Origin of the sequence: Streptomyces sp. Je 1-332 (assembly GCF_040730185.1) — a bacterium.
Classification (GTDB): Bacteria; Actinomycetota; Actinomycetes; order Streptomycetales; family Streptomycetaceae; genus Streptomyces.
This window is the reverse complement of the sequence record NZ_CP160402.1, coordinates 706,782-732,947: the sequence shown is the minus strand read 5'-3', so window position 1 is coordinate 732,947 and position 26,166 is coordinate 706,782. Positions and strand designations below refer to the sequence as shown.

Annotated in this window: 20 protein-coding genes; 10 read left to right on the top strand and 10 right to left on the bottom strand. The window is 70.8% G+C overall.

Features of this window, described 5'->3' with window-relative positions:
• Positions 1–172 precede the first annotated feature (172 nt).
• From ABXJ52_RS03445 to ABXJ52_RS03420, 6 genes are all read left to right on the top strand, one after another.
• Positions 173–1,807 carry a sugar ABC transporter ATP-binding protein gene (locus tag ABXJ52_RS03445; RefSeq protein WP_367048787.1) on the top strand — a complete coding sequence of 545 codons (1,635 nt, stop codon included), beginning with the start codon at positions 173–175 and terminating at the stop codon, positions 1,805–1,807.
• 68 nt (positions 1,808–1,875) lie between these two features.
• Positions 1,876–2,844 carry an ABC transporter permease gene (locus ABXJ52_RS03440; protein WP_367048786.1) on the top strand — a complete coding sequence of 323 codons (969 nt, stop codon included), beginning with the start codon at positions 1,876–1,878 and terminating at the stop codon, positions 2,842–2,844.
• On the top strand, positions 2,841–3,872 hold the full coding sequence (locus tag ABXJ52_RS03435; RefSeq protein ID WP_367039042.1) for an ABC transporter permease: 1,032 nt from the start codon (positions 2,841–2,843) through the stop codon (positions 3,870–3,872). Before ABXJ52_RS03440 ends, ABXJ52_RS03435 begins: the two co-directional genes overlap by 4 nt.
• Positions 3,872–5,095 (top strand): substrate-binding domain-containing protein, encoded by a 1,224-nt coding sequence (locus ABXJ52_RS03430; protein ID WP_367039041.1) that lies wholly within the window; start codon positions 3,872–3,874, stop codon positions 5,093–5,095. Before ABXJ52_RS03435 ends, ABXJ52_RS03430 begins: the two co-directional genes overlap by 1 nt.
• Positions 5,092–5,964 (top strand): sugar phosphate isomerase/epimerase family protein, encoded by an 873-nt coding sequence (locus ABXJ52_RS03425; RefSeq protein ID WP_367039040.1) that lies wholly within the window; start codon positions 5,092–5,094, stop codon positions 5,962–5,964. The genes ABXJ52_RS03430 and ABXJ52_RS03425 overlap by 4 nt, the downstream gene beginning before the upstream one ends.
• 114 nt (positions 5,965–6,078) lie before the next feature.
• Positions 6,079–9,195 (top strand): ThuA domain-containing protein, encoded by a 3,117-nt coding sequence (locus ABXJ52_RS03420; RefSeq protein ID WP_367048785.1) that lies wholly within the window; start codon positions 6,079–6,081, stop codon positions 9,193–9,195.
• Between the two features lie 94 nt (positions 9,196–9,289).
• Here the strand turns inward: ABXJ52_RS03420 and ABXJ52_RS03415 are convergent, their stop codons facing one another.
• Positions 9,290–10,429: an aminoglycoside phosphotransferase family protein gene (locus ABXJ52_RS03415; RefSeq protein ID WP_367039039.1), complete on the bottom strand. Its 1,140-nt coding sequence runs from the start codon at positions 10,427–10,429 to the stop codon at positions 9,290–9,292.
• 233 nt (positions 10,430–10,662) lie between these two features.
• Between ABXJ52_RS03415 and ABXJ52_RS03410 the strand changes: the two genes are divergently transcribed.
• Positions 10,663–12,162, top strand: coding sequence for a hypothetical protein (locus tag ABXJ52_RS03410; RefSeq protein WP_367039038.1), 1,500 nt, complete (start codon positions 10,663–10,665; stop codon positions 12,160–12,162).
• A 24-nt stretch (positions 12,163–12,186) separates the two neighbouring features.
• On the opposite strand, the gene ABXJ52_RS03405 is transcribed toward ABXJ52_RS03410, so the two are convergent.
• Positions 12,187–13,611, bottom strand: coding sequence for a SpoIIE family protein phosphatase (locus ABXJ52_RS03405; RefSeq protein WP_367039037.1), 1,425 nt, complete (start codon positions 13,609–13,611; stop codon positions 12,187–12,189).
• 411 nt (positions 13,612–14,022) lie between these two features.
• Here ABXJ52_RS03405 and ABXJ52_RS03400 point away from each other — a divergent pair, with 411 nt between their 5' ends.
• A complete protein-coding gene (locus tag ABXJ52_RS03400) occupies positions 14,023–14,250 on the top strand; it encodes a DUF6243 family protein (RefSeq protein ID WP_367039036.1) in 228 nt (75 codons plus the stop codon).
• A 149-nt stretch (positions 14,251–14,399) separates the two neighbouring features.
• Here the strand turns inward: ABXJ52_RS03400 and ABXJ52_RS03395 are convergent, their stop codons facing one another.
• Positions 14,400–15,068, bottom strand: coding sequence for a DUF1524 domain-containing protein (locus ABXJ52_RS03395; RefSeq protein ID WP_367039035.1), 669 nt, complete (start codon positions 15,066–15,068; stop codon positions 14,400–14,402).
• Positions 15,069–15,808: 740 nt separating this feature from the next.
• Here ABXJ52_RS03395 and ABXJ52_RS03390 point away from each other — a divergent pair.
• Positions 15,809–17,128, top strand: a complete 1,320-nt coding sequence (locus ABXJ52_RS03390) for an amidohydrolase family protein (RefSeq protein ID WP_367048784.1) — start codon at positions 15,809–15,811, stop codon at positions 17,126–17,128.
• Between the two features lie 77 nt (positions 17,129–17,205).
• Here the strand turns inward: ABXJ52_RS03390 and ABXJ52_RS03385 are convergent, their stop codons facing one another.
• The 5 genes from ABXJ52_RS03385 to hemC all read right to left on the bottom strand — a co-directional run bounded on the left by ABXJ52_RS03385 (position 17,206) and on the right by hemC (position 23,025).
• Positions 17,206–18,726 carry an MFS transporter gene (locus tag ABXJ52_RS03385; protein ID WP_367039034.1) on the bottom strand — a complete coding sequence of 507 codons (1,521 nt, stop codon included), beginning with the start codon at positions 18,724–18,726 and terminating at the stop codon, positions 17,206–17,208.
• Between the two features lie 114 nt (positions 18,727–18,840).
• Positions 18,841–19,647, bottom strand: coding sequence for a GntR family transcriptional regulator (locus tag ABXJ52_RS03380; protein ID WP_367039033.1), 807 nt, complete (start codon positions 19,645–19,647; stop codon positions 18,841–18,843).
• A 212-nt stretch (positions 19,648–19,859) separates the two neighbouring features.
• Positions 19,860–21,116 (bottom strand): APC family permease, encoded by a 1,257-nt coding sequence (locus ABXJ52_RS03375; protein WP_367039032.1) that lies wholly within the window; start codon positions 21,114–21,116, stop codon positions 19,860–19,862.
• A 60-nt stretch (positions 21,117–21,176) separates the two neighbouring features.
• The gene (locus tag ABXJ52_RS03370; protein ID WP_367039031.1) at positions 21,177–22,046 is read right to left on the bottom strand and encodes an endo alpha-1,4 polygalactosaminidase; all 870 of its coding nucleotides are present in this window, start codon (positions 22,044–22,046) and stop codon (positions 21,177–21,179) included.
• A 43-nt stretch (positions 22,047–22,089) separates the two neighbouring features.
• Positions 22,090–23,025 carry a hydroxymethylbilane synthase gene (hemC, locus tag ABXJ52_RS03365; protein WP_367039030.1) on the bottom strand — a complete coding sequence of 312 codons (936 nt, stop codon included), beginning with the start codon at positions 23,023–23,025 and terminating at the stop codon, positions 22,090–22,092.
• Between the two features lie 176 nt (positions 23,026–23,201).
• Here hemC and ABXJ52_RS03360 point away from each other — a divergent pair, with 176 nt between their 5' ends.
• On the top strand, positions 23,202–23,702 hold the full coding sequence (locus ABXJ52_RS03360; protein WP_367039029.1) for a GNAT family N-acetyltransferase: 501 nt from the start codon (positions 23,202–23,204) through the stop codon (positions 23,700–23,702).
• 14 nt (positions 23,703–23,716) lie between these two features.
• Here the strand turns inward: ABXJ52_RS03360 and ABXJ52_RS03355 are convergent, their stop codons facing one another.
• Positions 23,717–25,237 carry an MFS transporter gene (locus ABXJ52_RS03355; RefSeq protein ID WP_367039028.1) on the bottom strand — a complete coding sequence of 507 codons (1,521 nt, stop codon included), beginning with the start codon at positions 25,235–25,237 and terminating at the stop codon, positions 23,717–23,719.
• Positions 25,238–25,655: 418 nt separating this feature from the next.
• Complete coding sequence (locus ABXJ52_RS03350) at positions 25,656–26,069, bottom strand: VOC family protein (protein WP_367039027.1); 414 nt, start codon at positions 26,067–26,069, stop codon at positions 25,656–25,658.
• Positions 26,070–26,166: the final 97 nt, after the last annotated feature.

Sequence of the window (26,166 nt, the reverse complement as noted above, 5' to 3'; positions counted from 1 at the left end):
AGTTTCGCTGCTCACAAGGCCGATGCTGTTCGGCGATCGACCTAAGTGCCCGTCAACTCGCTTGTATTGAAAGCTGCTTGGGCTCTTGACAGGTCAAAGCTCCCTCATCACATTGCTCTGCAGACCGCTGCCGAAGGAGCCGAGGGTGCAGGCGATGCAGGCGACGCAAGAGATGTTGGCGATGCGCGGGGTGTCCAAGAGCTTTCTCGGAGTGCGTGTGCTGCACGGCGTGTCTCTCGACCTCGCCGCCGGCGAGGTGCACGCGCTGGTCGGCGAGAACGGCGCCGGCAAGTCCACCCTGATGAAGGTCCTCGCGGGCGAACACGTCCCGGACGAGGGCAGCATCACGCTCGACGGAACGGAACATTCCTTCAGCCACCCCGCGCAGGCCCAGGCCGCCGGGATCGGCATCATCCACCAGGAGTTCGCGCTCCTCGCGCACCGCACGGTCGCCGAGAACGTCTTCCTTGGCCGCGAGCCGACCCGCTACGGCCTCGTCGACCGCCGCACGATGGAAGCCCGCACGGCCGAACTCCTCGCCGAGGTCGGCGTATCGGGCATCACCCCGCGCACGTACCTCCGCGATCTGTCCGTCGCGCGCCAGCAGACCGTCGAGATCGTCAAGGCGCTCGCATCCGACGTCCGCGTCCTGGTCATGGACGAGCCGACCGCGCCACTGGCCGATCACGAGGCGGGCCTCCTGCACGACCTCGTGCGCCGCCTCGCGGGCCGGGGCCTCGGCATCCTGTACATCTCGCACCGTTTGCGAGAGGTCTTCGAACTGTCCCAGCGGATCACCGTGTTGAAGGACGGCCGCCACGTCACGACGGTGCGGACCCGGGACACGGACACCGACCAGGTCGTACGCGCCATGGTGGGCCGGGAGCTGAGCGCCTACTACCCGCCGCGCGCCGCCCCCGACGACATCGGCGAGGTCCGCCTCACCGTCGCCGGCGGCGGCAACGAACGGCTGAGCGGCATCGACCTGACGCTGCGCGCCGGCGAGGTCACCGGTATCGCGGGCCTGGAGGGATCGGGCCGCACGTCCCTCGCGCGGGCCCTGTTCGGAGCCGCCCCGTTCACTGCCGGGACCATGACGGTAGGCGGCGAGAACCTGCGGCCCACCACCCCGCGGCAGGCCATCCGCGCCGGAATCGCCCTGGTGACCGAGGACCGCAAGGCCGAGGGGCTCGCCCTGCGCCAGTCCGTACGCGATAACGCCCTGCTCGTGACGCGCGCGGTACCGGCCCGCGGGGAGCCGCCCGCCGCCCGCGAACTCACCGGGCTCCTGGAGCGCGTGCGGCTCCAGGCGCGGGGCGAGGACCAGGAGGCCCGCTTCCTCTCCGGCGGCAACCAGCAGAAGGTCGTCATCGCCAAGTGGCTCGCCGCCCGCCCCCGCGTCCTGCTCTTCGACGAACCCACCCGAGGCGTCGACGTGGGCGCGAAGGCCGCCATCCACACCCTCGTCCGCGAACTGGCCCGCGAGGGAATCGCGGTCCTGATCGTCTCCTCGGAACTGCCCGAACTCATCGGCATGAGCGACCGCATCCTCGTCATGTCCGAGGGCCACATCGCCGGTGAACTGCCGCAGGGGGCAGCCGAGGAGGACGTAATGCACCTTGCCACGACGGGGCCGGCGGGGGGCGTGAATGGGCCGCCCGGGGGCATGACCGCGCCGCCGGGAGGCGTGACCGGGCCGCCCGGTCACGTGACCGGTCCGCCGGGAGGCGCGACCGCCCCGCCCGGGGTCCCGACCGCCCCGCCCAAGGACCCAAGCGCCCAGACCGGAAGGGATTCCCTCGCGTGAGCGGTACCACCGGAGCCACAGAAGCCACCGGTGCCACCGGCACCCCCCTTGCCCCACCGTCCGCCTCCCTGAAGCCCCGCGCCCCCAGCCGCAGCAGGCTCACCGACCCCGCCGTCGGCGTCTGGCTTGCCGCCGGGGCCGTTACCGCGCTCGGCTGGATCGTGGTCGCCGCGCGCGGCGGTGACTTCCTCACGCTCTCGAACGTCGTCGGCATCCTGCAGAACTGCGTCGCCCTCGGCCTGGTCGCCGTCGGTCAGACCGCCGTCATCCTCACCGGCTCCCTCGACCTCTCGGTGGCGTACCTGATCAGCCTCGGCACGCTCGTCGCCGCCACCACCATGGAGGACGGCAGCGTCGTCACCGCGGTGCTCGCCGTCCTCGCCCTCTCGGCGGCCGTCGGCCTCGCCAACGGCCTCATCGTCACCGGACTCAAGGTCAACGCATTCATCGCGACGCTCGGCACCGCGTTCATCCTGCGCGGCTGGATCGAGGACAATTACACGGGCCCGGCAGGCAAGGTCCCCGCCTCCTTCCAGCATCTGGGCTACGACCGGATGGGGCCGATCCCCGTCTCGCTCTTCCTGCTCGCCGCCGTCGCCGCCGCGATGTGGCTGATCACCCGCCGCACCCGCTTCGGGCACCACCTGTACGCCACGGGCGGCGACGAGCACGCGGCCCGGCTCTCCGGCGTCCGTACCCGCCGCACGATCATCGCCGCCCACGTCCTGTGTTCGCTCTGCGTGGGCGCGGCCGCCCTCTTCCTCGCCTCACGCCTCGGTGCGGGCGCCCCCTGGGCGGGCACGGAAGCCCGCTACGACCTGGAGTCGATCGCCGCCGTCGTGCTCGGCGGCACCGTACTCGCGGGCGGGCGCGGGGGAGTGGCGGGCACGCTCGGCGGTGTCCTCGTGCTGGCCGTGCTCGACTCCGTCTTCAACCAGCTCAGCGTCGACCCCTTCTTCAAGAACGTGGTCCGCGGCGTCGTCATCATCGCCGCCGTCGCGATCTACGCCCGGCGCGGCAGCAGGAGGTCCGCATGAGCAGCCAGACGGCCCCCACGGCGACAAAGGCCCCAACACCAGCCCCGTACAAGCGTGTTGTTCGCTCGCTCGGCACCGGAGCGCCCGTCTACGCACTCCTCGTCGTGCTGCTCGTGGCGCTCGCCGCCACCGACCCCGGCTTCTACGAACCCGACCGCTTCCTCGCCTTCGTGAAGCGTGCCGCGCCCCTGGTGATCCTCGCCGCCGGGCAGTATCTGGTCATCGTCTGCGGCGAGTTCGACCTGTCCGTCGGGGCGATCGTCACTGCGGGTGTCGTCGCGGCGGCCGAGGTGTACGGCTCGTTCCCGGAAGCTCCCTGGCCGCTCATCACGGCAGGGCTGCTGCTCGCCGGGGCGGTCACGGGCCTCGTCAGCGGGCTGATCACCACCCGCCTGAGAGTGCCTTCGTTCATCACCACGCTCGGCATGATGCTGATCCTGGAGGGCGCCGTCTTCTTCTGGACGGGCGGGTCCCCGCACGGTCAACTCTCCGAAGGTTTCCGGCAGATGGGCCGCGGCACGGCTATGGGCTGGCTGCCCTGGGCGGTCCTCGCCTGCCTCGTCGCCGGCCTGGTAGCCGCCCTGCTCATGCGCTCCGACTTCGGCCGTACGTTGATCGCGACCGGGGACAGCGAACGCGCCGCCGCCCTCGCGGGAGTGCGCGTGCACCGCGCCCGCGTCATCGCCTTCGTCCTGTCCGGCGTGGCGGCGGCGCTCGCCGCGGTCCTCGTCGGCGGCTTCTCCGGGGTCTCCGCGCAGGCAGGCCGCGGCTACGAGTTCGAGGCGATCACCGCCGTGGTCCTCGGCGGCGTCGTGCTCGGCGGCGGCCGGGGCAGCGTGGTCGCCGCGATGGCGGGCGCCTTCTCGCTGCAGGCCCTGTTCACGCTGCTCAACCTGCAGGGCGTATCGGGCGCCCTGGAGTCCACCGTCCAGGGCGTCATCGTCATCGCCGCGGTCGGGCTAGGAGCCGCCGACTGGTCCCGGCTGCGCCGCCGTCGTACCCACTCCTCGGAAGGCAGACCCTCGTGATGAACATCCGTGTGAACCGCAGGCGCGCGCTCACGCCCGCTGCCGCCGCTCTTCTCGCGGGCGCCCTGCTCACCGCCTGCTCCAGTGACACGCCGCCCGACGCGCCCGCGGGTGCGTCGCAGACCGCCGGCTCCGACAAGGACGGCGACAAACCCTCCAAGTTCTTCGAACAGGCCGAGTACGAACGGCAGTTGAAACTCGGCAAGGAGACCCCCCAGGGCCCGGACGCCAAGCCCTGGGAGCAGATGCTCGAACCGGAGATGACCGACACCGCCCAGTACAAGAAGAAGGGCGTGGGCGCCGCCCACCTCTGCTTCTCCAACGCCGGCGTCTTCAACCCCTGGCGCCAGGTCGGCCTGAAGACCATGAAGGCCGAGGTGAAGCTCCACAAGGAGATCGGCGACTTCACGGTCCTTGACGCCCAGGGCAAGGACGACAAGCAGATCTCCGACATCCAGGAGCTCGCGGGCAACAAGGACTGCGACGCGCTCATCGTCTCGCCGAACACGACCGCCACCCTCACCCCCGCGGTGAAGGAGGCCTGCGGCAAGCTGCCCGTGATCGTCTTCGACCGCGGCGTGGAGACCGACTGCGCCGTCACCTTCGTCAACCCCATCGGGGGCTACGGATACGGCGCGGTCGCCGCCGACTTCCTCGTCGACAAGGTCAAGCCCAAGGGCAAGATCCTCGCCCTGCGCATCTCACCCGGAGTGGACGTCCTGGAGACGCGCTGGTCGGCGGCGAAGCTGGCCTTCGACAAGAGTGAACTCGACGTCGTCGACGCCAAGTTCACCGACGGCGACCCCGCCAAGACCAAGTCGATCGTCTCCGACGCGATCTCCCGGCACGGCTCCATCGACGGCGTCTGGATGGACTCCGGCGCCACGGCCGTCGCCGCCGTCGAGGCCTTCGAGGACGCGGGCGTCGACGTCCCGCCGATCTCCGGCGAGGACCAGCAGGACTTCCTCCAGGCGTGGAAGGACAAGGATCTCACTGCGATCGCCCCCACCTATCCGACCTTCCAGTGGCGTACGCCGGTCATCGCGGCCCTGCGCATCCTGGACGGCAAGCAGGTGCCCAAGGAGTGGAAGCTGCCGCAGCCCACGGTCACGCAGGGCAACCTCGACGAGTACCTCCAGGAGGGTATGCCGCCCCTGCACTACGCGATGTGCGGCTGCCAGGAACTGCCGGGCTTCCCCGAGGACTGGGGAGGCAAGAAGTGACGTACACCGCCTGGCAGTTGGGCGCGAACCCCTGGATCTGGCACTCGCCGGTCACCATCGAGGCACTCGGCGAAACCCTGCCCCGCCTCGCGGCCTGGGGCTTCGACTGCGTGGAACTGCCCCTGGAGCAGCCCGACGACTGGGAGCCCGCGGCGGTGGTCAAGCTCCTCGACGCCACGCGCCTGACACCCGCGGCCGTCGTCGCCGTCATGCCCGACGAGCGGAACCTGGTCCGCGCGGACCAGGGCACCCTGCGCGCCACGCAGGACTACCTCCGCCGCTGCGTCGACGCGGCTCACGCGATCGGCGCTCCCGCGGTCGCGGGCCCGGTGTACGCGGCGGTCGGACGTACGTGGCGGATGGACCGGGCCGCGCGCGAGGCGGCGTACGAGGAGTGGCGCGAGCACATCGCCCCGGTCGTCGAGTATGCGGCTCGCGCCGGTGTCCGCATCGCCGTCGAGCCTCTCAACCGCTACGAGACGAGCCTGTTCAACACCGTCGCGCAGACCCTGGAGGGCCTCGCGGGGCTGCCCGAGGAGTCGATCGGGATCGCCCTGGACACCTACCACCAGAACATCGAGGAGCACTCCCTCCCGGAAGCGGTCCGCGCGGCGGCGGGCCGCATCGCCCACGTCCAGGTGTGCGCCAACGACCGCGGCGCTCCCGGCGCCGACCACCTCGACTGGCCCGGCTTCCTGCGCGCCCTGGGCGAGTCCGGCTACCGAGGGCCGCTCTGCATCGAGTCGTTCACGGCCCACAACGACGCCATCGCCGTAGCCGCGTCCGTCTGGCGGCCCCTCGCGCCCACCCAGGACGCGCTCGCCACCGACGGCCTCGGCTTTCTGCGCCGGGCCGCGGCTGCCCTATGAGCAACGGCAACCCCTGAGACATCCGGCAATCCCGCACGTCCGTCCGTCCTTCCCAGCAGATTCCCAGCAGAGAGGACCACCCCCGTGGACTGTCATGTGCGCGACACGAGACGACTGCGCGATCCGAGAAGCGTACGAAGAGCGGTGCTCGCCGTCGTGGCGGCGCTGCTGCTCGCGGTCGGCTTCCTGCCCGCCACCTCCAGCGCCGCGGACAAGGCGCCCGCCTTCCGCGCGCTGCTCTTCACCAAGGCCGTCGGATACGTCCACGACTCCATCCCGGCGGGCGTCAAGATGGTCGAGGAGCAGGCGGCGGCGAACAACTTCGAGCTCGTCACCACCGACGACGCGACGATCTTCGACGACGCGAAGCTCAAGGACTTCGACGTCATCATCATGCTGCAGAACTCCGGCATGGTCTGGGACACCGACGCCCAGCGCGACGCCATGAAGACATACGTGAAGAGCGGCAAGGGCGTCGTCGCCCTGCACAACACGCTCGACATGGGCGTCGAGGACTCCTTCCCCTGGTGGGACGACCTCATCAACGCCGGTGCCCACATGCCCGCCCACTCACCGGGCGTCCTCAAGGGCACCGCCAAGGTCGCCGACCGCGTGCACCCCTCCACCAAGGGCCTTCCCGAGCGCTGGGAGCGCCCCGAGGAGTGGTACAACTTCGACAAGAACCCCAGGGGTGACGTGCACGTCCTGGTCACCGCCGACGAGACCACGTACGACCCGGGCGCCTCCAAGATGGGCGCCGACCACCCCATCTCCTGGTGCCGCAACGCCGAGGGCGGCAGGGTCTGGGCCACCGCCATGGGCCACGACAAGGCGTCGTACACCGAGCCCGCCTTCCGTGAGCACGTGCTCGGCGGCATCGAGTGGGCCGCGGGCAACAAGCCCGGCGACTGCGGCGGCACCGTCTGGTCGGGCTACGAGAAGACCGCGCTGGACGACAACACCGCCGACCCGATGGAGCTGGACGTCGCCAAGGACGGCAAGGTCTTCTACGTCCAGCGCAGCGGCGAGGTGAAGATCTTCGACCCGAAGAGCCACTCCACGTCCACCGCGGGCAAGCTCGACGTCTACACCGGCGGCGAGGACGGTCTCGTCGGCATGGAACTCGACCCGAAGTTCGCCACCAACCGCTGGATCTACCTCTATTACGCGCCGGCCAAGGCGACGGACGACGTCAACCGCCTCTCCCGCTTCACGGTCAAGCCGGACAACACGCTTGACCTCGCCAGCGAGAAGAAGCTCCTGGACGTCCCCGCCTACCGCGACCGCACCTTCCCCGAGCCCGGACACACCGGCGGCGCCGTCGAGTTCGGCCCGAACCGCACGCTCTACCTCGGTGTCGGTGACGACGTCCCGCCCAACCTCGACCCCAACTGGCAGGGTTACGCCCCGCTCGACTGGCGCGAGGGCAAGCAGATGCTGGACGCCGCGCGCACCGCGGGCAACACCAACGACCTGCGCGGCAAGATCCTGCGCATCAAGCCCACGGACAAGGGCGGCTACTCGATCCCCAAGGGCAACCTCTTCGCCAAGGGCACCGCGAAGACCCGCCCCGAGATCTACGCCATGGGCTTCCGTAACCCCTTCCGCTTCACCGTCGACCCCAAGACGGGCTACGTCCACGCATCCGACTACGGCCCCGACCGCGGCGCCCCCGAGACCAACCGCGGACCCGAAGGCCTCGTCGAGTACAACGTCATCAAGAAGGCCGGCAACTTCGGCTGGCCCTTCTGCCACGGCAACAACCAGGCGTACGCCCCCTACAACCCCGACACCCAGGAAGTCGGCGCCAAGTTCGACTGCGCCAAGCCCACCAACCCCTCGCCGAACAACACCGGTCTGAAGGATCTCCCGACGATCCAGCAGCCGGAGATCTGGTACGGCTACGGCGCGTCCAAGGAGTTCCCGGAGATGGGCGAGGGCGGCTCGGCGCCGATGAGCGGCCCCGTCTACCACTACGACCCCAAGAACCCCTCCAAGACCAAGTTCCCCGCCTACTTCGAGGGCGCGAGCTTCTTCTACGAGTGGGCCCGCGACTCGGTCAAGGAGATCCGCTTCGACAAGGACGGGAAGCTCCTGAAGATCAACGACTTCCTGAAGTCGGCCAAGTTCGCCAAGCCGATGGACATGACCTTCGGGCCCGACGGCTCGCTGTACGTCCTGGAGTGGGGCAGCGAGTTCGGCGGCGGCAACAACGACTCCGGGCTCTACCGCATCGACTACGCCCAGGGCCAGCGCACCCCCCTCGCCCAGGCCAAGGCGTCCGCCACCAACGGTCCGGTACCGCTGAAGGTCGACTTCTCCAGCGAGGGCAGCAAGGACCCGGACGGCGATCCGCTCACCTTCGCCTGGGACTTCGACGGAGACGGCACCTATGACTCCACCGACGCCAACCCCTCCCACACGTACGACACCAAGGGAGACTTCAACGCCCAGCTGAAGGTCACCGACGCCTCCGGCAAGTCCGGCTTCGCCAACGTGCCCGTCACCGCGGGCAACACGGCGCCGAAGGTGAAGGTCGAGACTCCGGTCGACGGCAAGCTCATCGAGTTCGGCGACAAGATCCCCTACAAGGTCACGGTCACCGACCCCGAGGACGGCACGATCGACTGCTCCAAGGTCACCGTCAACCCGGCCCTCGGCCACGACGACCACGAGCATCCCACCACCGACATCCCCGGCTGCGAGGGCACCGTGGACACCGGTGATCTGGGCGGCCACCCCGAGGGCGCCGACCTCACGTACGTCCTCAACGCCAAGTACACCGACAAGGGCGGCGACGGCGTCGGCGGGCTGACCGGCTACGGCCGCTCCGTCATGCATCCCAAGCACAAGCAGGCGGAGTACCACGACGACCAGTCGGGGACCCGCATCGTCTCGCAGGAGGGCGCCGAGAACGGCAAGCGCATCGGAGACGTCAGCGACGGCGACTGGATCGCGTACAGCCCGATGAGCGTGGAAGGCGTCAGCAAGGTCAGTTACAAGCTGTCATCGCCGTACGGCGTCGGCTCGATCGAGCTGCGCGCGGACGCCCCGGACGGCAAGCTGCTCGCCACGACACCCGTCCCCAACACCGGGGGCTGGGACACCTACCAGGCCACACCCGATGTACCGGTCGAAGCCCTGGCCGGGACCCACAAGCTGTATGTGGTCTTCAAGTCGCCGCAGAACAATTCCTTTGACGTAGACGCCGTGCAGTTCACGACGTCATAGTCACTCGGAAGTAGCCGGGGGCATAGACAAGTCCGCAGTGCGCCACTGTCCAAGGCGCACTGCGGACCTGTCTCCCCGTCAGCGAGAACCGACGTCAGCGAGTACCGACCGCCGCGCGCACAGCCCTGCGGGCCAGCTGGCAGTCGTCGTGCAGCCGCCTCAGGAGCAGCCGCTGTTCCTCACCGGATGGCACGGCACCCGGGTGGGCGGGTCCTGGTGCCGTCGGGGCCGCGTCGTGCATCGATCGCTGCACGGCCATCTCGTACGTACGGATCTCCCGGGTCAGCACCAGCATCAGGTTCACCAGGAACGCGTCACGCGCCGCCGGGCCCTGCTCCTGCGCCAGCTGACTGATCTCCCGGCGGGCGACCGGTGCGTCACCGAGCACCGACCACAGGGTCGCCAGGTCATAGCCCGGGAGATACCAGCCCGCGTGCTCCCAGTCCACGAAGACCGGGCCCGCGGGGGACAGCAGGATGTTCGAGAGCAGCGCGTCGCCGTGGCAGAACTGCCACGTGCCGTGCTGCCCGGCCGAGTGCGCGATGCCGTGCAGAAGCTTCTGCAGGTCACCCATGTCCCGGTCGGTGAGCAGGCCGAGGTCATGGAAGCGGGAGATCCGCTTGCCGTAGTCCATGGGCCTGCCGAACAACTCCTGCGGCGGACGCCACCGGTTGAGGTGACGGATCGCGTTGAGCGCCAACCGCACGTCCGCGCGGGGCGGCGACTCCACGGGGTGGCGGGACAGCGCGGCGACGCGTCCCTGCATGCGCTCGATCACCAGCGTGCAGTCCTCGGGGTCCGCGGCGATGAGCCGCGGGGCCCGGACCGGAGGACGGTGCCGGACGAACGAGCGATAGGCAGCTATTTCGTGCCGGATCCGCTCGGTCCACACGGGGGAGTGGTCCAGTAAGCATTTGGCGATCGCGGTGCTGCGCCCTGTGGTTCCCACGAGCAGTACGGTGCGTCCGCTGCGGCGGAGCACCTGTACCGGATTGAACTCCGGACAGATGCGGTGCACCGAGGCGATCGCGGTGCGCAGTTGCGCCCCCTGGGGGCCGGACAAGTCGAGTCTCCCGCTGAGCGGTTGCGTGCCCGGCCCCGGAACGCGTCGTGCTCGGCCGGCGCCGAACGACCCGGCCGCGGGGCGTGCGGGCTCCAGATACGGGCCGCTGCCGGCCTGTCGGCTGTGCAGCGGCCGGGGCGGGGCGGACACGGAGGACGATGCTGTGTACATGGGCGATACAGATCCCTTCGTGTGCCTGCGAATTGCGGCGCCTCCCGCCCCGGCCGCCCAGGTACACCCTGGGGAATGTCCCGCGGTGGTCCGGGTCGGGGTGGCGCATTCCTACCTGACACCCGGCGTGCCCTGGCACACCATGTGGCGCACCCTGGCGAACCCTGGCGAATAGTCGCTCAGCAACTGACAGAGGGTTACTGTCAACTCAGCCGAGAACCTGGGGGCTTGACGTGAACGGACAACCCAACACCCGACTTTCGGACCTGTTCGGCCTGGCAGGCTGGTCCAAGGGGGAACTCGCGAGACTGGTGAACCGGCAGGCGGCGGCCATGGGCCACCCCCAACTGGCCACCGACACCTCGCGGGTGCGGCGTTGGATCGACACGGGAGAAATCCCGCGCGATCCCGTGCCGCGCGTGCTGGCGGCTCTGTTCACCGAGCGTCTCGGCCGTGTCGTGACCATTGAGGATCTTGGTCTGGTCCGGCACGGGCGCGTGGGGAAACGGCGTGGCGACGGTGGTGTGGAGCACCCCGACGGCGTGCCGTGGGCGCCCGAACGGACAGCCGCGGTCCTCACCGAATTCACGGGAATGGACCTCATGCTCAACCGACGCGGCTTGGTGGGCGCGGGTGCCGCGCTCGCCGCCGGCTCCGCACTCACCAGCGCCATGTACGACTGGCTGCACACCGACCCGGCCCTCGTTGCCGACGCTCCCCGAACCGACCACCCCCTGCACGCCGACCCCGCTGGGTACGACCGCTATGAGGCCGCCCCCATCGGATCGCAGGAGATCGAGGAACTGGAGACCTCCGTCGAGGTGTTCCGGGCCTGGGACGCGGCCCGCGGCGGCGGGCTGCAGCGCAAGGCCGTGGTGGGACAGCTCAACGAAGTGGGCGGCATTCTCGCCTACCGACACCCCGACCACCTCCAGCGCCGCCTGTGGGGCGTCGCTGCCAACCTCGCCGTCCTGGCGGGCTGGATGTCGCACGACGTCGGCCTGGAGCCCACGGCACAGAAGTACTTCGTGATCGCCGCGCACGCGGCCCGCGAGGGAGGCGACCGGCCGCGCGCCGGTGAGGCCCTTTCCAGGGCCGCGCGCCAGATGGTGCACATCGGGCGTCCCGACGACGCACTGGACCTGATGAAGCTCGCCCAGTCTGGATCGGGCGAGGAGATGCTGCCGCGCACGCAGGCCATGCTCTACACCATCGAGGCCTGGGCACAGGCCTCGATGGGCAAGGGGCAGGCGATGCGCCGCACACTCGGCATCGCGGAGGACCTGTTCGTCTCCGACAAGGGCGATGTGCCACCGCCGAGTTGGATGCAGATGTTCGATGAGGCGGACATGCACGGCATGCAGGCCCTGGCCTACCGCACCCTCGCCGACCACGACGCGTCCGCTGCCAACACGGCCCAGCGCCATGCCAGAGAGGCCATCGACCTGCGGTCCAAGGGCCGCGACCGCTCGCAGATCTTCGACTACATCTCGCTGGCCTCGGCGTGCTTCATCGCCGACGACCCCGAACAGGCCGATCGGTACGCACGGTTGGCGCTGGTGTCGATGGGCTCGAACTCCTCGCACCGCACCTGGGACCGACTGCGCGAGATGTACCGCCTGACGGCTCAGTACTCGGGCTACGCGAAGATCGAGGATCTGCGCGAGGAGATCAAGATGGCGCTCCCCAAGGCGGCGGCCAAGACCGGAGGTGGCAGCCGGGTCCGCGCGTAGGGCCCGGCAGGGCTCGGGCGCGGGTCAGGAATTGACCCGCGCGATCAACAGGCAGGCGTCGTCCTCACGCGGGGCCACGCCGAACTCCTCGACGACCGTCCGTACGCAGTCCTGCGCACCCCGCGTCTCCCTGAAGCGCGGCGCGAGCGCGAGTATCCGGCTCGTGGCCGCGTCCCTGGTGCGCCGGGGGACCAGTCCATCGGTGTGCAGCAACAACAGGTCGCCGGGCTCGAGTTGCTCTTCGGCCTGCTCGTACGTGGCTCCGGAGGTGGCCCCGAGGATCACACCGCCCGGTGGCGTCAGCGCGCGCCCCGTCCCGTCGCGAAACAGCAGCGGGGCGGGGTGTCCCGCCTGCGCCCAGCTGAGGGTGCGGGTAGCGGGGGTGTACTGGCAGCAGACGGCGCTGCCGAGGGCCGGTTGTGCGGTGGTGTCCAGTAACTGGTTGAGCCAGGCCATGAGTTGGCCGGGGCGCACGCCGGAGACCGCCATGCCGCGCACGGCGCCGAGCAGCATCGCCATGCCCGAGGTGACGGTGACGCCGTGTCCCGTGAGGTCGCCGACGCTGAGCAGGAACTGGCCGTCGGGCAGCTCCATCGCGTCGTACCAGTCGCCGCCGATCAGTGAACTCGTCGAGGAGGGGAGGTAGTGCGCGGCGAGGTCGAGCGCCGCGGGTCCGCCGTGCGGGAACCGCAGGGAGCCGCGCCACGGCGGCAGCACGGCCTCCTGCAGTTCCACCGCGAGCCGGTGCTCCGTCTGTGCGATGTGCCGCTGGCGCTGCAGTGAGTCACGGGTCTCGCGCACCACTCGCTGGCTGCGGCGCAGTTCGCTGACGTCCCGCAGGACCGCCCACATCGAGGCGGTGCTGCCATCAGCGGCGAGCACGGGCTCGCCCATCATGTGCACCTGTCGAACGCCGCCGTCGGGGCGCACGATACGGAACTCGCCGTCGATCGGTTTTCCGTCGATCAGGCAGTCCGTGACCATGGCCGTCAGCATCGGCTGGTCGTCCACGTGCACCAGGGAGGGCAGTTCGTCGAGGGAGAGCGGGGGAGCCTCCGAGTCCCGCCCGAGGATCTGGTACAGCTCGCCCGACCAACTCGCCTCGTCGTTCAGGAGGTTCCACTCCGCGCTGCCGACCCGGCTGAGCAGCGAGCCGCGCTGCGGTTCGAGCGGTGGCGGAACGGCGGGAGCGGCGGGCCGCACGGCCGGTTCCGCGGGACCGTCCCGCAACTGGGCGAGGTGGTCGTCCAGGTCGTTGAGCTGGTGGACGGCCAGGTCGCACAGGGCCCGCTGCCAGCGCCCCTGCGGGTCGCTCTGATCGGGCCTGGCATCACGCCGCACGGCGTCGACCTCGCCGCGGAGCCGGCGCGTCTGCGTGATCAGCGCTTCGACCGAGCCGCGCTCGGGCGGCTGGGCGGAAGGGCGGTCCGCGAAGACATGGGACGGCATGAGGTGCTCCGTTGAGGATGCGGTGCGACCAGACGGGCGGGAAGGACCGCTAATGACTTTCGCACAGCCGGGAGGGGCTCGTAAGGGATTTGGCAACACACGACGCGGGGGTGCTTCTGGCATATGACGGTGTCCTTCGGAACGATATGCTCCGGCGTCCCGGGGCGCTCCGGCGTGCCCGACCCGCTGGAATCGGAGCTCGGGGCGGCGACCGCGGTGGTGGGTCCATGCCGCGGACGGAAAACCTGGTGTGCGGCGCCGACGGAACCGGGTAACGTCTAGGTCATGTTCTTCCAGACGCTGATTTACGAGTGAGAGCGTGATGGGCCCCTGCTGACGTCATTCGACGTCGCCGCGCCCATCCCCCACCGATGAATCCGTAGATCACTTCACATCATTCCGGGAGAACCCGTGAGCAAGAACATCAACAACCCCGTGGGCATGGGCGGCGGCAAGCGCAAGAAGCTGTCCCGCACCGAACGGCAGAACAACGGTCCGCACCGCAACCTCGACCGCCAGGGCGCGGCCGACCAGAAGGCCGAGCTGGTGCGCAAGATGCGCGAGAAGATAGGCGCAGCCGAGGACACGGAGGGCGCAGAGAGCGCCGACCAGGCGAGCGAGGACTCCGCACAGAGCTGACGCACCGCCGCCGCAATGCGGCACCGTATGGGGCAGGGCCCGGACCGCGACGCGCGGTCCGGGCCCTGCTGCCGTACCGGACGCGGTCCCGCAGGGGGGAGGGTGACCTGCCGGCCTGTCCGTCCCGGCCTGGTCCGGCAGAAAAGCGACTACTTGACAGCCCTGTAGATCACGGAAGTGTTCTTGCACTCGCCGTCGGCGAACACCGCGATGGCGTCCAGCTCGGCCGGGTTCGCGGCCAGGTCCCAGCGCAGTTTCGTGGACACCCAGTCGGAGAGGTAGCGGCAGTGCGCGCTGGGCAGCGGCGGCATCCAGCCCGCGGGGTCCTGGCCCGCCTTCGAGCGGTCGGTGCGTTCGGTGACGGTCACCAGGCTCGCGGGCGCGCTCTGGTCGTTGGCGAAGCCCTCGCGGCGCTCCGGGCTCCACTCCGCGGCACCCGAGGCCCAGGCCTCCGCGAGCGGCACCATGTGATGCACGGCGAGCTTGTCCGGGTCCTCCACCTCCTGGTTGTCGAAGTACGACACCCACTCGCCCTCGCTCAGCGCACAGTCGTCGCCGACCTCGGGGGCCTCCACGGCCTCGGCGATGAGCACTTCCGAGCGGGTGTCGCAATCGTCCTTCTTGTCGAGTCCGGCGTTCCAGTGCTTGAAGTGGTTGCGGGAGTAGCCCTCGTGCTGCTCACCCGCGACCGGAAGCCGGTGCACCGCATCGCCCAGCGTCGTGACCTCGGTGTTCTGTGCGAGGACGGGCGCGGGGGCGGCCAGCGGGGCGAAGGACAGGGAGAGCACGGCCAGGCCGCGCGCGAAGTTCTTGATCATGCCCACAGGTGTAGCGGCCGGCGGATCTCCGCAGGTGGTGCACGGCAGGCGACCCGGCCAGGTGGGTCAGGAGATTCACCGCAGAAACGTCTCGTCCCGTGCGTCACACGCTACGTTTCCGTGCGTCCCACGCCATGTTTCCGTGAGGTTACGCCACTTCGGCGGGTCCGCGTGTACGGCTTGACCAGGGCTTCAGTGCCAGCGGGCGCCGGTTGCGCCACCCGCCTTCTCAGCATGTGAATGCCGCATGCCGGAAGTCTTGTTCCACGAACGGCGGTAGTCCTAGGGTCGGGCCACCCCGCACGACCGACCTGGCGTACGGCTGACATCGGGCTTTGCCGTACGCACGGCACCCCTGTGGCGTCCGCACGTGGAGTTCGGCGTGCGCGAGTGAACAACCGCGCAGGCATGCGAAGTACGAAGAAGTACGAAAGCGGGCGAGTGAGTTGGCGAGCGAGCAGCGGAACGAACGGTCGGCGGAGCAGGACCAGGGCGAAGGGCACGGGCAGGGCGAAGAGCAGGGGCAGGGGCAGGGCGAAGGGCAGGGGACGGAGACGGCGGGGCGTGGGGAGCGGCCCGGCAGACGCAGGTTTCTGGTCGGGGCCGGGCTCGCGGGTGCCGCAGGGCTCATCAGCGCTCCCGCCACCGGGTCCGCCGCCGCGGCAACCGGCGGTCGCGCCGCCGGACGGCCGGGCGCGAAGAGGCAGGGCGCGGATGATGACGCCGACGCGCCCGGTGCGATGCGGGCCGACCAGTTCAAGGGGGCCAGGAAGCTTCTCGTACCGGAGCTGTTGATGTTGCCCCAGGGCCCGAAACGGGGGCAGGCCGTGCTCGTCGACGGCAGGAAGTTCCGGGCGGTCGGGCCCGCGAAGAAGCTCATCGCTGCAAACCCTGACCTGCGGCCGGTGCGGCTGGACGGACAGTTGATCATGCCGGGCTTCGTCGACGCGCATCATCACTTGACGCAGAGTTTCGGCAAGGCCCAGTCGTTCGGGCAGCCTTCGGAGATCTTCAAGACGATATGGGAACCGCTGGAACACGCCCTCGACGAGGAGAGCGCCTACGTGTCGGCGAAGCTGGCCTCCCTCGAGGCGCTGCGCGGCGGCTTCACGACGGTCGCCGATGCCGGCACGCGGGCGCCGGTCGACGTGGCCGCGGTAGCGAAGGGAACCGAGGAAGCCGGCATCCGGTGCGTCCTGTCCAAGGTGGTTTCCGACGGGAAGGGCGGGCCGGAACATCTCGGCCGGTGGGACGGGCATCCGCTGGTCCATCCCTCGCTTGCCATCCCCGTGCCCGAGGACGCGTCCGCGAAGATCATAAAGCGGACGGCGGACCTGTGCCGCGAGGCCCACGAGGTCTTCCAGATCCACGTCAACGAACATCTGGCCTCCGTGGAACGGTCGTTGAAGAGCGTCGGCCGGCGGCCGGTCGAGTATCTGCGGCATGTCGGGGCGCTCGGCCCGCAGACGCTGGGCTCGCATGCCACCCTGCTCACGCCCGGCGAGATGCGGATGCTTGCCGACTCCGGCGCGGCCATCAGCTACAACCCCGTGGCCAGCGCCTGGAAGGGCAACGCCGTCGCGCACGCCACCATGCTGGCCGCGATGGGAGTGCGCTTCGGTACGGGCACGGACGGGACGCGCGGCGACGGATTCCGTCTCGTCGACGCCGCGGAGACGGCTCAGCGGCTCGCGTACGGCATAGCCTCGGGGGATTCCTCGTGCGGCGCCGGGCGGTTGTGGCTGGAGCACGCGACATGGCTCAGCGCCGACGCGCTCGGTCTCGGCAAGGTGACCGGGGAGATCGCGGTGGGAAAGGCCGCCGACTTCCTCGTCGTGGACATCAACGTCCCGGAGCTCACGCCTTCCTGGGACCTGGAGTGGGAACTCGTCCGCCTGGCCAACCGTGACCAGATCACCGCCGTCGTGGTCGACGGCAAGCTGCGCCTGTGGGAGGGCTGGCCGCCGGACTGGGACGGCCGCGAGCTGGTGGCACGGGCGGCGAAGGTCGGCCCCGAGGTGGTGCGCCGCGCGGGGCTGCAGCGTGTGGAGCCGCGGTAGGCGTCGCCGGCGCTCAGGCCCCGGGCCTTCGCCCGGGCCTGGGGTCCGGGTCCTCGTCCGGGCCACCCCCTCCCGGCTCACCGCTCCGGCGGAAGCCACTTGGCGACGGCGAACGCGACCAGCGTGATCGCGGCCGACAAGGCCGACGTGGCGATGTGCAGGCCCGCGGTGAACGCGTCGACGACCGCCCTGTGCAGGCGGGGGTCGGAGGTGCGGGCCACGGCCTCCGCGACCGTCGTCGGCCGATCGGCACCGGACAGCTGTGCGGGGAGGCGAGCGGTGAAGACGGCGGTGGTGATCGTGCCGGTGACGGCGATCCCGACGGCGCTGCCCAGCTCCCGTGCGAGGCTCTGCAAGGCGGAGCCCGTCCCGGCCCTCTCCGCGGGCAGCGCGCTCATCATGGCGTGCGAGAGCAACGGGCTCGCGGTACCGCAGCCGAGGGCGGTGAGTCCGGCGCCCAGGGCGTAGAGCGCGTACGGAGTGCGGGCGTCGGCGGCTGACACCACGCACAGCCCGGCGGCAAGGACCAGCATCCCGAGGAGGACGGTGACGCGTCGGCCGCACACCCGCTCGATCAACAGGCCCAGGCGCGGACCTGCCAGCAGCGCCGCGGCCATGGGCAACAACCGCAGCCCGGCTTCGAGCGGCCCGTACCCCTTGGCGTACTGGAGGTACTGGCCGTTGAGGTAGAAGAGGCCGAACATCCCGGCGAAGAGCGCGGCCATTCCTGTCGCCCCCGCCCGCACGGCGGGTCGCGCGAAGAGCCGCGGGTCCAGGAGCGGTTCGCGGGCGCGCAGTTCGTGCCGGGCCCAGGCGGTGAGGAGGACAATCGCCGCAGCGCAGGCGGCCGGCACCGGCGGGTCGCTCCAGCCTGATTGCGGACCGGCGACGATCGCGTAGAGCAGTGCCAGGAAGCCGGTGGTGAGCAGGGCCGCAGCGAGCGGCGCGGCGGGGCTCGGACGGCGGGCGGTGACGGGGGCCACCGCGGCCACCAGGAGCAGGGCGCACAGTGCGAGCGGGACCAGGCAGAGGAAGAGGGTGCGCCAACTGCCGTACTCGATGGCGGCGCCGCCGCCCACGTTGCCCAGTACGGCCGCGAGCCCCGTCATGGACGCCCACACGGCGACGGCCTTGCGCCGGGCCCGGTCGGGCAGGCCCTCGACCAGCAGGGCGAGCGTGGTGGGCAGCACGGCGGCCGCGCCGACGCCGCTGATCATGCGTCCGGCGATCAGTACGGCGACATGCGGGGCCGCGGCGCAGATCACCGCGCCGAGGGTGAAGACCCCCATGCCGCACATGAGGGTTCCCTTGCGGCCTCTGCGGTCGGCGAGCGCGCCGGCGGGCACCAACAGGCAAGCGAAGATGACGACATAGCCGTCCACGACCCACACCACGGCTTGGGCCGAGGGTCGCAGAGCGTCTCCCGACAAGTCGGGGATGGCCAGATTGACGGCGGAGACCATGCCGATCACCAGGGTCACGCACAGGCACATGGCCAGCGTGGTCAGGGCGGGCGGACGGTGGGGGAGTGGGGCCGGGCCCGGCGGCGGGTGCCGGGAGGCGGCATGCGGGGAATCGGCTGGCAGGGCGTGATCCAACAGGGCCTCCGTGGGCGGGAGTTGGGTGCGTCGCGCCTTCATGGGCGTGCTGACAGTGCGACTGACGCCACGTCACGTCAGCGTGTCTGCCAGGCTGGTGGCGCGCGCGAGCCGCTACAGCGGGGAACTCGTGGCGTGGCCCGCGTATCTGGTCGCTCGGTCGAGCGTGGCGTGCAGCGTCAGGCGATCCCCGCGCAGGTGCAGGAACTCGAGGTCGGCGGGGCGGCCGTCGGCGAGGCGGGTGAGGCGTTCGACGGCGAGGATCGCGCCCCCCGCCGGCATCTCCAGGACCGCGCAGGTCGCCGGATCGGCGACCGTGGCGTGGACGGACACCTCGGCCGAGCCGAGCGGCATGCCCGTCGCGGTCTCGATCAGGTCGAAGACGTCGTGGTTCTCCAGCGTGCGCGGTGTCTTCCCGGCGAGAGCCAGGAGAGCCTCGCCCACCTCGGGGATGAGGTAGGTGCAGTCCAGGGACAGCGGGATGCCGTCCACGCGGCGCAGCCGCTCCAGGTAGACGGCGGGGCTCCCTTCGGGCAGGTCCAGTCGGCGGGCGACCGTGAGGGGTGGCCGCAGGACGCGTGCTTCGCGCACCTCGTTGACGACGGTGCCGTGCCGCTGGAGCACCTCGGCGAGTCCCGACAGTTCGCCCAGTGGATGTTCGTAGGCGCGGCCGACGACGACCGTCCCCACGCCCCGGCGGCGTTCGACGAGGCCTTCGTCGCGCAGGAGGCCCAAGGCCTCGCGGACCGTGTTCCGTGAGGTGCCGAACTCGGCGATCAGGGCCCGCTCATCGGGCAGTACTCCACCGGGAAAGGCGCCGCGCATGACCTGCCTGCGCAGCACACTGGCCACGGTCCGGGCCCGGTCGGCCCGCGTCAGCGGCACGCCGGACCCGTCACCGCCGGGCTTCGGATCGCGCATGGCTCCCTCAAGGTGGCTGCGTGGGTGGCTGTCGCGGGCAAGAGGGCCCGCCGGACACCGACGCTAGGCGAGCCATGTTGCCGCGAAGTTACGCCACCCTACGTGACCTGCGGTGATGCGATGACCTGGGGGTTTGTGGGACGCGCTGACGGGTGTGCCACCACCTCGGGACGAGGTGAGGTCGTGGGCGAGGAGTGCCTCGCCGCAAAGGCCTACGTGACGCTTCGGCGTACGTAGTACGCGACCGCGCCGGCGGCCAGCACCGCGGCGCCGGCGACGACGGAGGAGAGCGGCAGGCTGAAGGCCAGGAGCAGGCAGCCGGTCAGGCCGAGGACAGGGACGGCGCGCGGCGGGCGGCCTTCGGTGGGTGTCAGGGTCCAGGCGGAGGCGTTGGCCACGGCGTAATAGGCGAGCACTCCGAAGGAGGAGAAGCCGATCGCGCCGCGCAGATCGGCGAAGGCGACCAGTGCCAACACGACTGCGCCCACGGCGAGTTGGGCCCGGTGGGGGACGTTGAAGCGAGGGTGGACCGCGGCCAGCGTGTGCGGCAGGTGGCGGTCGCGGGCCATCGCCAGTGTCGTACGCGAGATGCCGAGGATCAGGGCGAGCAGCGAGCCGAGCGCGGCGATGGCGCCGCCGATGCGCACCACGGGGACCAGGGCGGGTGCCCCCGCCGCGCGCACCGTGTCCGCGAGGGGCGCGGTCGCGTCGGCCAGGCCGCCGGGGCCGAGTACGGAGAGCGCGGCGGTGGCGACCGCCGCGTACACCGCCAGGGTGATGCCGAGGGCGAGGGGGATCGCGCGCGGGATGGTGCGCCGCGGGTCGCGGACCTCCTCGCCGAGCGTGGCGATGCGGGCGTACCCGGCGAACGCGAAGAACAGCAGCCCGGCGGCCTGCAGGACGCCGCCCACGCTCGCGTCGCTGCTCGACTCCAGGCGCGCGGCATCGGTTCGACCGCTGATGAGAGCGGCGGCCACGACGGCGGCAAGGACCGCAAGGACGACGGCGACGAGGGCGCGGGTCAGCCACGCCGCCTTCTGGACGCCGAGGCAGTTGACGGCGGTCAGGGCGATGACGGCGGCGATCGCCGCCGGGCGTTCGTGACCTGGCCAGGCGTACGCGCCCGCGGTGAGCGCCATGGCCGCGCAGGACGCGGTCTTGCCGACGACGAAGCCCCACCCCGCGAGATAGCCCCAGAAGTCACCGAGGCGTTCACGGCCGTAGACGTAGGTGCCGCCGGACGCGGGGTAGCGGGCGGCGAGCCGGGCCGACGAGGTGGCGTTGCAGTAGGCGACCACGGCCGCGACCGCGAGACCGACGAGGAGCCCGGAGCCCGCCGCGCCGGCGGCGGGGCCGAACGCGGCGAAGATCCCCGCGCCGATCATCGACCCCAGGCCGACGAACACCGCGTCGCTCACCCCGAGTCGCCGTTGCAGGCCAGGGCCGTTCGCGGCGGATGGGGTGCTCATCGATGGCTCCTCGGCAGCGGAACGCCTGGTTCACGCGTGGAGACGCTATCCGACATCGCCTCAACACTGCGCGAAGACATACCCCTTGGCGCCCTTGGGGCTCACGTCGCGGTCGCGCAGGGTGATGGACAGGCGGGGTCCCCAGGCGGCGCAGGCGCTGCGGTAGTCCTTGCGTGTGTACTCCACCGCGAAGACCTTGTCGTCGTAGGCATCGGCGAAGTCGCCGCACTCCTTGTACGCCGCGCACTCCTCGACGACGGCGAAGTCGAACCCGATGCGGCCGCGCTCAGGAAGGAGGCCCGTGGTGTTCTTCTGGGCGATGGCGAGGCCGCGGTCGTGGGCCCGGTCGGCGAGCAACTCGGCGAAGGCGGCGGCGTGTTCGGGCGTGAGGTGATCGTCGGAACGCTCGTAGGAGTCCAGGTTGTCGGGCTCGACCGCGTCGTACCCCGACTCCGCGCAACCGTCGATCCACGGCCCGACCACGTCCATCAGCCGGCCGCGCTTGCCGGGCGTGGAGATGTCCAGGAGCGGCTCGTCCCAGTCGTCGTCGACCACCAGGGAGCCGTCGTCGTCCTTCAGGAGCAGGTCAGGGTGCTTCTTCTTCCACCAGGTGACGGCGTCGCCCGGCTGGGCCTGGAAGGCGTTGACGTAACACACGTTGTACAGGCCCTTGGCCGGCTCGGCGGAGCGGTCGCGCGAGACCGCCTGCACGGCGTCTCCGGGCTGGTAGGGCCCGCCGAGCTGGTAGTCGAAGACGGCGTCGGGCTTCGGCGCACGTCCGGAGCTCGCCCGGTCCGGTGCCTCGGCATCCTTGCCGTCGTCGGTCGCGCAGGCGGCGGCCAGGAGGAGGGCGGCGGCGCAGGCGGCCAACCGGACCGGGCGCGAGTGGAACGGGTGGTTCAGGTGGTTCGGGTGGTTCGGGTGGTGCATCGACGGCTTTCGTTCGGGGCGACCTCGAAAGGAACGGCAGAGCTCAGTGCGCGATGGAGTCGATCAGTTCGCGCGCGCCCTGGCGCAGCAGCGTGACCGCCACGGACGTGCCCAGCGTCGCCGGGTCAAGGGGACCGGCCCACTCGTGGGCGTTCAGGACCGTCTTGCCGTCCGGGGTGAAGACCCGGGCGCGCAGCGAAAGGTCGCCGCCCCGCTCGCAGCGCGCGTACCCGGCGATGGGGGAGTTGCAGTGACCCTGAAGGACATGCAGGAACATGCGCTCGGCGGTGGCCTCCCGCCAGGCGTCGGGGTCACCGAGGCCCGACACGGCGTCGATGGTCTCCGTGTCGTCCTCGCGGCACTGCAGGGCAAGGATTCCCGCGCCGATAGGCGGGCACATCGTCTCCACCGACAGGACCTCGCTGATCACGTCCATACGGTCGATGCGCTCCAGGCCCGACACCGCGAGCAGCAGGGCGTCCGCATCACCGGCGGCCAGCTTCTCCATCCGGCGCCCGGCGTTCCCGCGCATCGGCACGCACTCCAACTCCGGGTGTGAGGCCGCGAGTTGGGCGATGCGGCGCACGGACGACGTGCCGATGCGGGTTCCCGCGGGCAGCTCGTCCAGAGTGAGACCGCCCGGGTGGATGAGCGCGTCACGGATGTCGTCCCGCTTGAGGAACGCCGCGAAGGTCGTGCCCGCCGGAAGCGGCCGGTCCGCCGGTACGTCCTTGACGCAGTGCACCGCGAGGTCGGCCTCACCCGCCAGCAGCGCCGCGTCGACCTCCTTGGTGAAAGCACCCTTGCCGCCGAGCTTCGCGAGGTCCCCCATCCAGCGGTCCCCGGAGGTCGTGACCGGTACGACCTCCGTACGGATCCCGGGGTGCAGGGCGGCGAGTTCGGCGCGTACGCGCTCCACCTGGGCCAGCGCCATGGGAGAGGAACGGGAGACGATGCGGATCAGCTCAGGAGCGGACATGCGCACCACGATAGGCGCTCACAACAGCGGTCTGTTAAAGGGCTGCTCGATACGGCAGGGGCCCGGCGGCGGTCGGTCCTGGCGTGCGCGACGCCCCGAGCCCTCATAGCGTGAGAAGCAGCCGGTCACCGTCCCGCCCCCGCGCAGGTCCCGGCGTCAGCCACCCGGGAGGTCCCATGTCAGCCGCCGCCGCTCATCAGCGGTCCCCGATCGTTCTCGAACGGATGGCTCCCACCCATCTGGCCGACGTCCTCGCCCTGGGGCGCGAGCTGTACGACACCTCGGTGAAGCCGTACACCTCCTGGTCGCTCTCGGCGATCGCCCGGCACCTGGACGCCGACGCCTCATCCTGCTGGGTCGCGCTCGACGGTGCCGCCCTGGCCGGGTTCGTCTGCGGCTCGATGGGATTCGACCAGCGTACGGACTGGGGAAACCTGGAGTGGATCGCCAGCGCCCCCGCCTACCAGGGCCAGGGCGTGGCCAGCCATCTGGTGCAGGCCTGCTGCGCCACGCTGACCGCCGCGGGCGCCACCGCCGTGGTGACCGACGTCGAGTCGCGCAACACCGCCTCCGCCGCGCTGATGCGGCGCAACGGCTTCGAGGAGAGCGTGTCGGTCACCCTCTTCGTGCGCGAGGCACCTGACTTCGTGCGCGAGGCACCTGACGCGGCGGTCTGATTCTCCGGGGTCTGCTATCCCGCACAGTCCTTGCCCGGCTCCAACGGCGGTGCTTCGACGCCCAGGTGGGACTTGCAGCGTGGCGTGTTCCCCGTGTCCTCGTGCCAGGAGGCGGGCCGCGGGCGGATGAAGACCGCCGCCGCTGCCGCCGCGAGGGCGAACAGGCCCGCGCAGCCCACGGCCGACTTGCCGAATGCCGAGTTCAGCGCGTCCGCGTTCGCGTACGCCGTGCCGGACAGGCCCACCGCCAGCGGCAGTGCGGCGACGACGAGCATCTGCGCCACCCGCGCCGCGCTGTTGTTGACGCCGCTCGCCAGACCCGCGCGCCCCGCGTCGACCGAGGCGAGGACGGTCGCCGTCAGCGGAGCCACGAACACGCTCATCCCGAGGCCAAGGACCACGACCGCGGGCAGGACCTCCGTGACGTACGCGGCGCCGGGCTCGATCCGCAGCATCAGGAGCGCACCGGCGGCCGCGATCAGCGGGCCCGCGACCAACGGCAACGTGGGGCCGACCCGCCGCGACAGATCCCCGGCCGCGGCCGAGAGCAGCAGCATCAGGACCGTGATCGGCAGCGTCGCCGTGCCCGCCTGCAGCGCGTCGTAGCCCAGCGTCGTCTGCAGCTGCACCGGCAGCATGAACAGCAGCCCGCCGATGGCCGCGTACAGGCACAGCGTCATGACGTTGGCCGCGCTGAACAGGCGGGAGCGGAAGAGGGAGAGCGGCAGCATCGGGTCGCGGCGCCGGTGCTCCACCACGACGAAGGCGACACCCGCCGCGATTCCGCCGAGCCCCGGCAGGAACGCCGCCGCCTTCGAGGAGTCGCCCGCGGCGCCGATCAGCGAGAAGCTGATGCCCGCGAGAAACAGTGCCGCAAGGCACGCCCCCGTCACGTCGAACGGCTTGTCCGCGGCGCCTTCGGCCCTGCTCTCCGGCACGTGACGCACCGCGAAGAGGACGAGCGCCGCCAGCGGCACATTGATCAGGAAGATCCACCGCCAGCCGGGACCGTCGATCAGCCAGCCGCCCAAAAACGGCCCGACCGCCCCCGCCACCCCGCCGAGCCCCGACCAGGCGCCCACCGCGCGTGCCTGGTCCCGCGGCCGGAACGACGTACGCACCAGGGCGAGCGACCCCGGCGTCAGGAGCGCGCCGCCGATGCCCTGCAACGCCCGCGCCGCGATGAGCATCCCCGCGTTCTGCGCGAGCCCGCAGAGCGCGGAGGCCAGGGCGAACCACACCACGCCGATGATCAGGGTGCGCCGCCGTCCGATGCGGTCGCCGAGCGCTCCGCCGAGCAGCAGCAGCGCCGAGAGCGTGAGCATGTAGGCGTTGACGACCCACTGCAGGGATGCGAGCGACGTGTCCAGGTCACGGCCGAGGGTGGGCAGGGCGACGTTCACCACTGTGCCGTCCAGCATCGCCATGCCCGACGCGAGCACGGCGCAGACCAGGACCCAGCGGCCCCGCGCCGAGGCCAGGGCGACATCCCCGCCGGCGCCCTCCGCCGCTGAAGCCTCGGATTCCGTTGCCATCGGCCCTCCGTCCGCCTTACCTGTGCACCGCGCCGCCGTCCGCGTCCGCCGAGCAACTCTCCATCACCGACTGGGCCTTGACGGCCGGCGAAGACTGTCTGACCACACCCGCGTCATGCGCGGCGACGCCCGCGGTGGCCATGCTCATCGCGGGGGCGAGGGGGGTGCAGACCGAGGCCGAGACCGGCGACGAGCAGCGGCGGTGCTCGTGCCGTCCGCCGTTCGGGTATGGGTGAGCTGAGACCGTGGATTTTGCGGACTGCCGCCGTCGAAGGGTTCCCGCGCGGGTGAGCGGTCCATCGGTGGCCTCCAGACGCCCCCGTCACGCGAGACACCCCCGTCACACCGTAGGCGCGCTGCTCTGAGGCCGCGACCGGGCCGCCCCGAGTGCGGCGGGGCGGCCCGGTCGCGAGGCCGTTCAGCTCTGCGGCTCGCTGATGTTGACCATCCAGGGGACGCCGAAGCGGTCCGTGCACATGCCGAAGATGTCGCCCCACATCTGCTTCTCCATCGGCACGGCCACCGAGCCGCCGGCGGACAGCTTCTCCCAGTAGCCGCGAAGCTCGGCCTCGTCGTCCCCACTGAGGCTCACCGAGAAGTTGTTGCCCGGGTTGTGGTCCATGCCCGGCGGGGTGTCGGCGCCCATCAGGGTGAAGCCGTTCGGTGCCTGGAGCATGCCGTGCATGATCTGGTCGGCTTCCGGAGTGCCCTGGTGGCCGGCCTCGCCGAAGGTGTTGAGCGCGAGATCGCCGCCGAAGATCTCCTTGTAGAACTGCAGGGCCTGTCGGGCGTCGCCGTCGAAGCTGAGGTACGGGTTGAGACGCGAGACCATGAAAACCTCCCGGAACGGGGTGGAACGGTCAGTTGCGCGGAGACTAGCGCGAGGCACTGACAACGGCCCGGCGAGCGGCGCGGGGAGGCGCGGGGCG